Raw genomic sequence first — 11,762 nt, forward strand, 5'->3', positions numbered from 1 at the left:
GTTCTCTCGTTGGTTCAGAATTTGGTCAAAGACAGGCCAGCCCAGGTTGCGAGCAGGCCGCCAAGTACGCTGAGCGCGGCATAGCCGAACGCCAGCGGCGCCTGCCCGCTTTCGAGCAGGCGCACGGTATCCAGTGAAAAGGATGAAAAGGTAGTCAAGCCGCCAAGAAAACCGACAATCAGGCCGGCCCTCAACTCGACCGGTACCAGCGGGCGATGCAAAAACAAACCGTACAACAGCCCGATCAACAAGCATCCAATCAGATTGACTGCCAGCGTACCGAGATAGAAGTGGCGTGGCCAGTGCGCGTTCACCCAATTGGCTGTGGCAAAGCGCAGCAAGGTACCGGCAATGCCGCCTGCACTCACCGCCGCAACAACCGCAATCATGGTTTTCTCCGTTGCCGGGGGCTTTGCCGGTCCAGCTCGGCCAGGTGCTTGAGCTTTTCGCCGATCTTCAGCTCAAGGCCGCGCGGTACCGGTTGATAGTACTGGCGCGGTTCCAGGTTGTCGGGGAAGTAATCTTCGCCAGCGGCATAGGCATCCGGCTCGTCGTGGGCATAACGGTACTCGTCCCCGTAGCCCAACTGCTTCATCAGTTTGGTCGGCGCGTTGCGCAAATGCAGCGGCACCTCAAGCGAACCGTGCTCGGCGGCTTCGCGCATGGCGGCCTTGAAGCCCATGTACACCGCGTTACTCTTCGGCGCACAGGCCAGGTAGGTAATCGCTTGCGCCACCGCCAGCTCGCCTTCCGGGCTGCCCAGGCGCTCCTGCACATCCCAGGCGGCCAGGCACAGGCTTAACGCGCGAGGGTCGGCGTTGCCGATGTCTTCACTGGCCATGCGCACCACGCGCCGGGCAATGTAGAGCGGGTCGCACCCGCCGTCGAGCATCCGCGCAAACCAGTACAGCGCACCGTCAGGGTTGGAGCCACGCACCGATTTGTGCAGTGCCGAAATCTGGTCGTAGAACGCCTCTCCGCCCTTGTCGAAACGGCGACGGGTATCGCCCAGCAGGCTTTGCAGCAGGTCGACACCGATCTCACTGCCGTCTTCGGCCAGGTCCGAGGCGTTTTCCAGCAGGTTGAGCAAACGCCGGCCATCGCCATCCGCCGCCGCCAAAAGCATCTTGAAGCCTTCATCGCCCAGGCTGAGCTGGCGCTTGCCCAGGCCACGTTCTTCGCTCAGCGCACGCTGCACCAGCTTGCGCAACGCCGCTTCGTCGAGGCTTTTCAGCACATAGACCCGCGCCCGAGAGAGCAAGGCGTTGTTCAATTCAAACGAAGGATTCTCGGTGGTCGCGCCAATGAAGATCAGCGTGCCGTCTTCGACGTAGGGCAGGAAAGCATCCTGCTGCGACTTGTTGAAACGGTGCACTTCATCGACGAACAGGATGGTCCGGCGACCATACTGACCGGCCTGCTGCTTGGCGATTTCTACCGCGTGACGGATCTCCTTGACCCCGGCCAGCACGGCCGACACCGTTTCGAAGTGGGCATCGCAAAACTGCGCCAGGAGCCGCGCCAGGGTGGTCTTGCCCACCCCTGGCGGCCCCCAGAAGATCATCGAGTGCAGCGCGCCCTGTTCCAGTGCTTCACGCAGTGGCTTGCCACGCGCCAGCAGGTGCTCCTGACCGACGTACTCGTCCAGGTTGGCCGGGCGCAGACGCGCGGCCAAGGGCTGGGCAACAGGCTCACTACGAAACAGGTCCATCAACGGCTGCCTTACCTCTTATTCCTGAATGACGTCAGCGCCTTTCGGGATGTCGAACTTGAATCTGCCCGCTGGAATCGCCTCGTTGGCCTTGACCCCAGTGAACAGGATATTGGTGCGCTGACCGACGCTGTCGATCAGTTGCATATCATTGATCAGGCCACGGCGAAACGACAGGCGCAGGGAGTCGAACAAGGTGTCCTTGGTCTTCGGCTTGAGGGTGAAATCCACCACCTCGCCTTGCTCCTTGGAAGAGATCTCGAAGCTCTGGCTGATCTTCGACACATCGCCGGACAGCAGCAGTGCTGGCGTCTGGGTCAGACGCTCGTCGAGCTTCTTGATGGTCGCCTGTTCCAGGTCCGGGTCCCACAGGGTGACTTTTTGCCCGTCCGACACCACGACCTGCTCCTGTGGCGCATCGGTGTGCCAGTAGAACAGGCCAGGGCGTTTCACCGACATTTCACCGTTGGTTTCCTGCAACTGAGTACCGCTGCCATCAAGGGTCAACTGAGAGAAACGGGCAGTGATTGTCTGCGATTTTTCCAGCAATTGGGTCAGACGCGCCACGTCTTGCTCACCGGCATAGGCCGGAATGGCGGACACCGTCAGGGCAGAAACCAACAACATGCGAATCAGGCGCATGAGAATCCTCGTAGAACAGTGAATGGGCCGGGCACCGTCATTGGCACCCGGCAAAATCGATCATCAGTCGCGCATTGGCCCAGGCGCAATGACCTCGCGCGAGCCGTTGGTGTTCATGGCCGTGACCACGCCAGCCATTTCCATCGCTTCGATCATCCGCGCAGCGCGGTTGTAGCCGATCTTCAGCTTGCGCTGAACCGCGGAGATGGACGCACGACGACTTTCCAGAACGAACTGAACCGCTTCATCGTACAACGCATCGGTCTCAGCGTCGTCACCACCCTCGCCGCCACTACCGCCCTCGAAGCCACTGCCGGCCTCTTCGACACCGTTGAGGATGTCGTCGTTGTAGTCCGGGGCGCCACGCTGCTTCCAGGCTTCAACCACGCGGTGCACTTCTTCGTCGGAAACGAACGCACCGTGTACACGGATCGGCAGGCTGGTGCCTGGCGGCATGTAGAGCATGTCACCATGGCCGAGCAACTGCTCGGCACCACCCTGGTCGATGATGGTGCGCGAGTCGATCTTGCTCGACACCTGGAAGGCCATTCGGGTTGGAATGTTGGCCTTGATCAGGCCGGTAATCACGTCCACCGAGGGCCGCTGGGTCGCGAGGATCAAGTGGATACCGGCCGCCCGCGCTTTCTGGGCGATACGGGCGATCAGCTCTTCGACCTTCTTGCCAACGATCATCATCATGTCGGCAAATTCGTCGACCACCACCACGATGGTCGGCAGGGTTTTCAGCAGCGGCGGCTGGTCGTCCATGCTCTCACGGCGGAACAGCGGGTCATAAACCGGCTCGCCGGCTTCCTCGCCATCCTTGATCTTGCGGTTGAAGCCGGCCAGGTTACGCACGCCCATGGCCGCCATCAGCTTGTAGCGACGCTCCATCTCGGCCACGCTCCAGCGCAGGGCGTTGGCTGCGTCCTTCATGTCGGTGACGACAGGGCAAAGCAGGTGCGGAATGCCCTCATAGATCGACAACTCGAGCATTTTCGGGTCGATCATGATCAGCTTGGCGTCTTCCGGGCTCGACTTGAACAGGATCGACAGGATCATCGCGTTGACGCCCACCGATTTACCGGAACCGGTAGTACCGGCCACCAACAGGTGCGGCATCTTGGCCAGGTCGGTAATCACCGGCTTGCCGCCGATGTCATGGCCCAGCGCCAGGGTAACCGGCGACTTGGCTTCATCGTACTGCGGCGACGACAGCACTTCGGAGAAGCGCACGATCTGCCGGTCTTCGTTCGGGATCTCGATACCCACGGTAGTCTTGCCGGGGATGACCTCGACCACGCGCACGCTGGTCACGGCCAGCGAACGCGCCAGGTCCTTGGCCAGGTTGGCAATACGGCTGACCTTGACCCCGGCAGCGGGCTGGATTTCGTAACGGGTAATCACCGGGCCGGGGTGGATCGAGTCCACCGACACTTCGACACCGAACTCCTTGAGTTTGATTTCCAGCAACTGCCCGACACCAGCCAGCGACTCAGGCGAATAGTTGACCTGCTTCTTCTCGGCAGGATCGAGGATAGAGATCGGCGGCAAGGTGCCCTCGACGGCGCTATCGACGAACACCTGCGCGGGTTTTTCCGCCTGCACACGCTTGATCGGCTCTGCCGCCTTGACCTGCGCCGGAGCTGGAGCTGGAGCTGGAGCTGGAGCTGGCATGATGATCGGCGCAGGCGACTGAGGACGCTCGACCACCGGCTTGCTCGGCGCCGGCTCACGCTCGACGACGCGTTCACGAGCCTTGGCCGGCTCGCGGCGTTCGGCAACCATTGGCGCCATGATCTCGTGCTCCTGCTCGTCGACCGCACGCAGCTGGGCAACCAGTTGCTTGCGCTCGTTACGCGCTGACCACCAACGACTGGCCGCCCCCTGGAACACCTCGAACAGGTCAAGGGTGATTTTGCCGGTAAGGTCCATCACCTTGAACCACGACAGGTCGGTGAACACGGTAAGGCCAAACAGAAACAGGGCAATGAACATCAGGGTACTGCCCTGCACGTTCAAGGCATTCTTGGCCAGGTCACCCAGGCTTTCGCCCAGCGCGCCGCCTGCAGACGCCGGCAGGCTTGGGGCCGAATGAAAATGGATATGCGCCAGCGCGGCACCGGACAACACCAGGAACACCAAGCCGATCAGGCGCCAGGAAAACAGCCAGCCGCTCCACTGCCAGGGCTGGTGACGCTCACGAAAGATCTGCCAGGTCTTGATCGCCAGCAACAGCGGGAAGATGTAGGCGAAATAGCCCAGCACCATGAACAACACGTCCGCAAAGAAGGCGCCGGCGCGGCCCGCCGCGTTCTGCACCTGATCGACGTTGCTGGTGTGGCTGAAGCCAGGGTCTGCCTGGTCGTAGGTAAGCAGAGCCATCCACAGATACAGGCACAGGGCGCCCATGGCAATCAGGGCACCCTCCTTGAGCCGGTAGTGCAGTTGCTGGCGCCAAAGCGGTACCGGCAAGGGGTTTGGGGTAGCGGTGGATTTCTTCAAAACGCGTCTATTCCTGCGCTGCTTGCGCGTCCAACAGGTGGCTGGCTGACGAAGGCAGCCAACAAACCATTACTTTTAACATTACTACCCGTATGCCGCCATGGCGGTGCGCCAGAATACGTCGCAGACGGGATTAATTGCATAATGTTCAATTTGAGCACGCATTCTCTTTTGTGACAAAGGCTTATACGGGCTTTTTGCGTAGTAGGGACAACAAATCAGCCGGCAAGTTGCGGTTGACCCGCATCGCCCTGGCAGGCGATCCTGACCACCCTCCCCTCTTCTGCCGTTGAAACGACGATGCTGACCTGGCTGAGCCGCGATTCTCTTGACTTCCCCCCTCTGGAAAAGGCGCTGCGCGACCCCAACGGCCTGCTCGCCGCTGGCGGTGACCTGAGCGCGGAACGGCTGATCCAGGCCTATCGGCATGGCTGCTTCCCCTGGTACCAGGATGGCCAGCCGATCCTGTGGTGGTCACCAGACCCACGCACCGTGCTGTTTCCCGACGAGTTGCATGTCTCGCGTTCGTTGCGCAAGGTCATGCGCCAAGGGCGCTACCAGGTCAGCTTCGACCAGGACTTCGCTGGCGTCATCCGTGCCTGCGCGGCACCGCGCGCCTATGCCGACGGCACCTGGATCACCGACAGCATGCAGAAGGCGTACCTGAAGCTGCACCAGCAGGGTTTTGCCCACTCCGTGGAAGTGCGCGAGCAAGGCGAACTGGTCGGCGGGCTGTATGGGCTGGCAATGGGCCGCCTGTTCTTCGGCGAGTCGATGTTCAGCCGGGCCGACAACGCCTCCAAAGTCGGTTTTGCAACGCTGGTCGAGCACCTGAAAAACGCCGGCTTTGTCCTGATCGACTGCCAGATGCCCACCGAGCACCTGCACAGCCTCGGCGCCCGGGCAATTGCCCGCGCCACGTTCGCCGGCTACCTGCGTCGCTACCTCGACCAAGCCAACTCGGCGACATGGGTTTGCTAGGCGAGTTTTTCCAGCTGGCTTACACTTAAAACAAACGTCACTCCCGAGGGGTTGATCATGACAGAGCTGGCGCGGTTGAAGTTTTATGCCACTCAACCCCATTCCTGCAGCTACCTGCCAAACGAGCAAGCCACGACGCTGTTTCTCGACCCGAGCCAGCCAATGGACGTGCATGTCTACGCAGATCTGTCGGAAATGGGCTTCCGGCGCAGCGGCGACCACCTGTACCGGCCACACTGCCAAAACTGCAATGCCTGCGTACCGGCACGCATTCCGGCTGCACGGTTTTTGCCCAACCGCCAGCAGAAGCGCATCCTCAAGCGCAACGCCGACCTGGTCGTGACTGCTGCGCGCCCGGCCTTCAACGAAGAGTACTTCGACCTGTATCGGCGCTATATCGAACAGCGTCATGCCGATGGCGACATGTACCCACCCAGCCGCGATCAGTTCGCCACCTTTCTGGTCCGCGACCTGCCATTCTCACGTTTCTATGAATTTCGCCTGGACGGTCGCCTGCTCGCCGTGGCGGTCACCGACCTGCTGCCCAACGGCCTGTCGGCGGTCTACACCTTCTACGAACCCGATGAGGAGCGTCGCAGCCTGGGGCGCTACGCCATCCTCTGGCAGATCACCGAAGCGCTGCGCCTGAACCTGGAGGCGGTCTACCTGGGCTACTGGATCAAGAACTGCAAAAAGATGAGTTACAAGACCCAGTACCGCCCCATCGAGCTGCTGATCAATCAGCGCTGGGTGACGCTAAATTGAAATCCTTGGCTTGAACCCCATTTTTCGGGCACAATGCACGCCACTTTTTTTGCCTGGCGCAGCCGCACCGGGCCATTAACTGGATACCGAGGGCTTTACTGCATGTCGAAAGAAGACAGCTTCGAAATGGAAGGCACTGTCGTCGACACCCTGCCCAACACCATGTTCCGCGTGGAGTTGGAAAACGGGCACGTCGTTACCGCGCATATCTCCGGAAAAATGCGCAAGAACTACATTCGAATTCTGACTGGTGACAAGGTCCGCGTCGAACTGACGCCTTATGACCTGAGCAAAGGGCGCATCACCTACCGCGCCCGTTAAGCGTCATCAACGAAAACGCCCGGCATGAGCCGGGCGTTTTCGTTTGTCTCAATGAAACCATGGAGAACCCACCCGCACCATCGCCGGCAAGGCCGACTCCCGCAGGAGCCGGGCTGCCGATGACGGCTATCAGGCCATTTCAGCCGTCGTCTCGAACTCGAACACCAACTCGCCATCACGCATGTCGACGTGCACCACTCCACCATGCTCAGCCAGCTCACCAAACAGGATCTCTTCAGCCAATGGCCGTTTGATCTTGTCCTGAATCAGCCGCGCCATTGGCCGCGCCCCCATCTGCGCATCATAGCCACCCGCTGCCAGCCAGCTACGCGCCGCATCGGAAACCTCCAACAGCACGCGCTTGTCTTCGAGTTGCGCCTGCAGCTCGGTGAGGAACTTGTCGACCACACTCTTGATGGTTTCGTGACTCAGACGACCAAACTGAATGATGGTGTCCAGGCGGTTACGGAACTCCGGCGTGAAGCTCTTCTTGATGACTTCCATCGCATCGGAGGAGTGATCCTGCTGCGTAAAGCCAATCGAGGCTCGCGCAGCCGTCTCGGCACCCGCGTTGGTGGTCATGATGACAATCACGTTGCGGAAGTCCGCCTTGCGCCCGTTGTTGTCGGTCAGCGTGCCATGGTCCATCACCTGCAGCAGCAGGTTGAAGACTTCCGGATGCGCCTTCTCGATTTCATCAAGCAGCAACACGCAGTGCGGCTGCTTGGTGATTGCCTCGGTCAGCAAACCACCCTGATCGAAACCGACGTAACCGGGTGGCGCACCAATCAGGCGCGACACGGTATGCCGCTCCATGTACTCGGACATGTCAAAGCGCACCAGCTCGACACCCAGCGCCTTGGCCAGTTGTCGCGCCGCCTCGGTCTTGCCGACACCTGTAGGCCCGGCAAAGAGGAACGAGCCAACCGGCTTGTCCGGCGACTTCAGGCCAGCCCGCGACAGCTTGATTGCGGTGGCCAGCGAATCGATGGCAGCGTCCTGACCGAACACAGTCAGCTTCAGGTCACGCTCCAGGTTACGCAGCAGTTCCTTGTCGGAGCTGGTGACGTGTTTTGGTGGGATCCGCGCGATCTTGGCAACAATATCCTCGACCTGAGGTACATCGATACGCTTGACTCGCGACTCTACCGGCTGCAGGCGCTGGTAGGCGCCCGCCTCGTCAATGACGTCGATGGCCTTGTCAGGCATATGCCGGTCATTGATGTAGCGCGCTGCCAGCTCGGCAGCGGCACGCAGGGCTTCATCGCTGTACTCGATGTTGTGATGCGATTCGAAACGCCCCTTGAGCCCACGCAGGATACCAACGGTGTCTTCCACCGATGGCTCACTGACATCGACCTTCTGGAAGCGCCGCGCCAAGGCACGGTCTTTCTCGAAGATGCCACGAAACTCCTGGAACGTGGTCGAGCCAATGCAGCGGATATCCCCCGAGGACAGCAAGGGCTTGAGCAGATTGGACGCATCCATCACGCCGCCCGATGCCGCACCGGCACCGATAATGGTGTGAATCTCGTCGATGAACAGAATCGCCTGCGGCCGTTTACGCAGCTCATTGAGCAACGCCTTGAAGCGCTTCTCGAAATCACCACGGTACTTGGTACCGGCCAACAGCGCACCCAGGTCCAGCGAGTAGACCACGCTGTGCGACAGCAGATCCGGCACCTGGCCATCAACGATACGCTTGGCCAGGCCTTCGGCAATGGCCGTCTTGCCCACGCCCGCTTCACCGACCAGCAGCGGATTGTTCTTGCGCCGACGGGCAAGGATTTGTGCCACACGCTCAACCTCGGCCTCACGCCCTACCAATGGGTCGATACGACCCTGGCGTGCCTGCTCGTTGAGGTTGCTGGCATAGGCGTCCAGCGGGTTGCTCGAGGAAGAGGTTTCGCCGCCCTCCTCATCCTGCATGTCCTGATCGTTTTCGGAATGCTCGCCGTGCCCTGGCACCTTGGAGATGCCATGGGCGATGTAGTTGACCACGTCGATACGGGCCACACTTTGCTGCTTCAGCAGAAACACCGCCTGGCTTTCCTGCTCGCTAAAGATCGCCACCAGCACATTGGCACCGGTCACTTCACGCTTGCCCGAGCTCTGTACATGGAATACTGCACGCTGCAACACGCGCTGGAAGCCCAGGGTTGGCTGGGTTTCGCGATCCTCATCGTGCACCGGGATCAATGGCGTGGTGGAGTCGATGAACTCCTGCAGGTCGTGTTTGAGTTTATCGAGGTTCGCACCACAGGCCCGCAGAACGGTGGCGGCTGCCTCATTATCCAATAGTGCCAGCAGAAGGTGCTCGACGGTCATGAACTCATGACGCTTCGAACGGGCCTCCTTGAAGGCCAGATTGAGGGTGACTTCGAGCTCGCGGTTTAACATAGCTTCACCTCATACCCAAGTGGTCGGCGATTAACCGTCCTTCTCGATTTCACAGAGTAGCGGATGCTGGCTTTCCCTGGCGTATTGGTTGACCTGCATGGCCTTGGTTTCGGCGATGTCACGGGTAAACAATCCGCACACTGCCCGTCCTTCTGTATGGACGGCCAGCATGACCTTGGTCGCCAACTCGCGGTTCAGGTTAAAGAACATTTCGAGCACTTCGACGACAAAATCCATCGGGGTGTAGTCATCATTGAACAAAACCACCTTGTACATCGGCGGTGCCTGCAGCGCTGGCTTGGCTTCCTGCACCGCCAGCCCGGACCCATCGTCCTCATGCGATTGCGGGTGATCCTGATTGAATGTTAGTCGAATCTGGCTATGTGCATGCATGGAAAGAATTTCATCATTTCGACACGTTAAGGTTGTGAGTTGACCGCCGGGTCGACGCCTGGACGACCGTCGCATCGCCTTGACTATCAGCAAAACGGTGTTACAACCAATAAGAACCCACCGTGGTCAACAAGGTCCGCGCAGTCAACCAGAGTTCGCAGGTTAATCAGCGGATTGAGTGGATGATACTCCAGTGATGGAGTCCTTTGCAGAGGGATATGAGGATGGCAAGCGGTAAAGTCAAGTGGTTCAACAATGCCAAGGGCTATGGCTTCATCAACGAGGAGGGCAAGACCGAAGACCTGTTCGCCCACTACTCGGCCATTGAGATGGACGGCTACAAGACGCTGAAAGCCGGACAAACCGTTGCCTTCGACATCATCCAGGGCCCCAAGGGCTTGCACGCCGTGAAAATCAGGGCAGCCGCAAAGACGGAAACCGCAGCCCCCACCTCCGCCTCGACCACCACACTCGCCTGACACACCTTGTTTTTGAATCGCCCATAAAAAACCGGCCAATCCGCAAGGACTGGCCGATTTTTTGTACCGCCCTTACATGTGCTTGATCAGTGCTTCACCGAAACCGGAACTCGACACCAGCGTAGCGCCGTCCATCAGGCGCTCGAAGTCGTAGGTCACCGTCTTGGCGGCAATAGCACCGTTGGTGCCCTTGATGATCAGGTCAGCCGCCTCGGTCCAGCCCAGGTGACGGAGCATCATTTCAGCGGAGAGGATCACCGAACCCGGGTTGACCTGGTTCTTGCCGGCGTATTTCGGCGCAGTACCGTGAGTAGCTTCGAACATGGCCACGGTGTCGGACAGGTTGGCGCCCGGCGCAATACCGATACCGCCCACCTCGGCCGCCAGCGCGTCGGACAGGTAGTCACCGTTGAGGTTAAGGGTGGCGATGACATCGTACTCGGCTGGACGCAGCAGGATCTGCTGGAGCATGGCGTCGGCAATGGCATCCTTGACCACGACCTTGCGGCCGGTTTTCGGGTTTGTGAACTGCATCCACGGGCCACCATCGAGCAGTTCGGCGCCAAACTCGTTCTTGGCGACTTCGTAGCCCCAGTCCTTGAAGGCACCTTCGGTGAACTTCATGATGTTGCCCTTGTGCACCAGGGTCAGCGACTCGCGGTCGTTATCCACGACGTACTGCAGGGCCTTGCGCACCAGGCGCTGGGTGCCTTGTTTGGAAACCGGCTTGATACCAATACCGCAATCCTGGTCGAAACGGATCTTGGTAACGCCCATTTCTTCCTTCAGGAACTTGATGACCTTGTTCGCCTCAGGCGAACCCGCCTTCCACTCGATACCGGCATAGATGTCTTCGGAGTTCTCACGGAAGATCACCATATCGACATCGCCGGGCTTCTTGACCGGGCTTGGAACGCCTTCGAACCACACCACCGGACGCAGACAAACATACAGGTCCAGTTGCTGACGCAGGGCCACGTTCAGGGAACGGATACCACCACCGACCGGAGTGGTCAGCGGGCCCTTGATGGAGACGACGTAATCCCTGACCGCATCCAGGGTTTCCTGAGGCAGCCAGGTATCCTGGTCATACACCTGGGTAGCTTTCTCGCCGGCATAGACTTCCATCCAGGAGATCTTGCGCTTGCCACCATAGGCTTTCTCTACGGCAGCATCGACAACCTTGATCATGACCGGGCTGACGTCGACGCCAATGCCGTCACCTTCAATGAACGGGATGATCGGGTTGTCTGGAACATTGAGAGAATGGTCTGCGTTGACGGTGATTTTGTCGCCGACTGCCGGAACCTTGATTTTCTGGTATCCCATGCTGCACTCCGTTTTTTTGGTGTGGTTCGTCATCATGCATTACCCAGAGCCTAACCCAGTTGACGGATAACGGAAACCTCGTACACCAATCCGTCACAAAGCGCCAAAATCTCTACATCTTTCGTCTATAAGTGACCAACCGACCACTACGTCTTGGTGATTAAGACCAAGGGTTTGGTATACTCCGCCGGTGACCAAAGGGTCACTGGGGGTAACCGGCCTGAAATGAGACCCGC

At 59.6% G+C, this 11,762-nt stretch carries 11 protein-coding genes; 4 read left to right on the forward strand and 7 right to left on the reverse strand.

The window, feature by feature from the left end:
* Nucleotides 1-14 precede the first annotated feature (14 nt).
* The 4 genes from crcB to AB7M23_RS21105 all read right to left on the reverse strand — a co-directional run bounded on the left by crcB (nucleotide 15) and on the right by AB7M23_RS21105 (nucleotide 4,858).
* Nucleotides 15-389 carry a fluoride efflux transporter CrcB gene (gene crcB / locus AB7M23_RS21090; RefSeq protein WP_099775287.1) on the reverse strand — a complete coding sequence of 125 codons (375 nt, stop codon included), beginning with the start codon at nucleotides 387-389 and terminating at the stop codon, nucleotides 15-17.
* Nucleotides 386-1,711, reverse strand: a complete 1,326-nt coding sequence (locus tag AB7M23_RS21095) for a replication-associated recombination protein A (protein WP_065761815.1) — start codon at nucleotides 1,709-1,711, stop codon at nucleotides 386-388. The genes crcB and AB7M23_RS21095 overlap by 4 nt, the downstream gene beginning before the upstream one ends.
* A gap of 18 nt (nucleotides 1,712-1,729) precedes the next feature.
* Nucleotides 1,730-2,353 (reverse strand): outer membrane lipoprotein chaperone LolA, encoded by a 624-nt coding sequence (gene lolA, locus AB7M23_RS21100; RefSeq protein ID WP_065761816.1) that lies wholly within the window; start codon nucleotides 2,351-2,353, stop codon nucleotides 1,730-1,732.
* Between the two features lie 63 nt (nucleotides 2,354-2,416).
* Nucleotides 2,417-4,858 (reverse strand): DNA translocase FtsK, encoded by a 2,442-nt coding sequence (locus tag AB7M23_RS21105; protein ID WP_454241950.1) that lies wholly within the window; start codon nucleotides 4,856-4,858, stop codon nucleotides 2,417-2,419.
* A 300-nt stretch (nucleotides 4,859-5,158) separates the two neighbouring features.
* Here AB7M23_RS21105 and aat point away from each other — a divergent pair, with 300 nt between their 5' ends.
* From aat to infA, 3 genes are all read left to right on the forward strand, one after another.
* Nucleotides 5,159-5,839 carry a leucyl/phenylalanyl-tRNA--protein transferase gene (gene aat, locus AB7M23_RS21110; protein ID WP_454241951.1) on the forward strand — a complete coding sequence of 227 codons (681 nt, stop codon included), beginning with the start codon at nucleotides 5,159-5,161 and terminating at the stop codon, nucleotides 5,837-5,839.
* Between the two features lie 57 nt (nucleotides 5,840-5,896).
* Nucleotides 5,897-6,604: an arginyltransferase gene (locus AB7M23_RS21115; RefSeq protein WP_330523562.1), complete on the forward strand. Its 708-nt coding sequence runs from the start codon at nucleotides 5,897-5,899 to the stop codon at nucleotides 6,602-6,604.
* Between the two features lie 102 nt (nucleotides 6,605-6,706).
* Entirely contained in the window at nucleotides 6,707-6,925 is a 219-nt protein-coding gene (infA, locus tag AB7M23_RS21120) for a translation initiation factor IF-1 (protein WP_002553999.1), read from the forward strand.
* Between the two features lie 129 nt (nucleotides 6,926-7,054).
* On the opposite strand, the gene clpA is transcribed toward infA, so the two are convergent.
* Both clpA and clpS read right to left on the reverse strand, forming a co-directional pair.
* Entirely contained in the window at nucleotides 7,055-9,325 is a 2,271-nt protein-coding gene (gene clpA, locus AB7M23_RS21125) for an ATP-dependent Clp protease ATP-binding subunit ClpA (RefSeq protein ID WP_065758553.1), read from the reverse strand.
* Nucleotides 9,326-9,355: 30 nt separating this feature from the next.
* Nucleotides 9,356-9,718, reverse strand: a complete 363-nt coding sequence (clpS, locus tag AB7M23_RS21130; protein ID WP_065758552.1) for an ATP-dependent Clp protease adapter ClpS — start codon at nucleotides 9,716-9,718, stop codon at nucleotides 9,356-9,358.
* Nucleotides 9,719-9,942: 224 nt separating this feature from the next.
* Here clpS and cspD point away from each other — a divergent pair, with 224 nt between their 5' ends.
* On the forward strand, nucleotides 9,943-10,197 hold the full coding sequence (gene cspD, locus AB7M23_RS21135; RefSeq protein WP_178081716.1) for a cold shock domain-containing protein CspD: 255 nt from the start codon (nucleotides 9,943-9,945) through the stop codon (nucleotides 10,195-10,197).
* Between the two features lie 72 nt (nucleotides 10,198-10,269).
* Here the strand turns inward: cspD and icd are convergent, their stop codons facing one another.
* Nucleotides 10,270-11,526, reverse strand: coding sequence for an NADP-dependent isocitrate dehydrogenase (gene icd, locus AB7M23_RS21140; protein WP_065758550.1), 1,257 nt, complete (start codon nucleotides 11,524-11,526; stop codon nucleotides 10,270-10,272).
* Between the last annotated feature and the right edge of the window lie 236 nt (nucleotides 11,527-11,762).

It is taken from the genome of Pseudomonas sp. HLS-6 TE3448 (assembly GCF_053629555.1).

Coding starts and splice junctions, on each gene's coding strand:
- crcB (WP_099775287.1), bottom strand. CDS start 389: ATGATTGCGGTTGTTGCGGCGGTGAGTGCAGGCGGCATTGCCGGTACC.
- AB7M23_RS21095 (WP_065761815.1), bottom strand. CDS start 1,711: ATGGACCTGTTTCGTAGTGAGCCTGTTGCCCAGCCCTTGGCCGCGCGT.
- lolA (WP_065761816.1), bottom strand. CDS start 2,353: ATGCGCCTGATTCGCATGTTGTTGGTTTCTGCCCTGACGGTGTCCGCC.
- aat (WP_454241951.1), top strand. CDS start 5,159: ATGCTGACCTGGCTGAGCCGCGATTCTCTTGACTTCCCCCCTCTGGAA.
- AB7M23_RS21115 (WP_330523562.1), top strand. CDS start 5,897: ATGACAGAGCTGGCGCGGTTGAAGTTTTATGCCACTCAACCCCATTCC.
- infA (WP_002553999.1), top strand. CDS start 6,707: ATGTCGAAAGAAGACAGCTTCGAAATGGAAGGCACTGTCGTCGACACC.
- clpA (WP_065758553.1), bottom strand. CDS start 9,325: ATGTTAAACCGCGAGCTCGAAGTCACCCTCAATCTGGCCTTCAAGGAG.
- clpS (WP_065758552.1), bottom strand. CDS start 9,718: ATGCATGCACATAGCCAGATTCGACTAACATTCAATCAGGATCACCCG.
- cspD (WP_178081716.1), top strand. CDS start 9,943: ATGGCAAGCGGTAAAGTCAAGTGGTTCAACAATGCCAAGGGCTATGGC.
- icd (WP_065758550.1), bottom strand. CDS start 11,526: ATGGGATACCAGAAAATCAAGGTTCCGGCAGTCGGCGACAAAATCACC.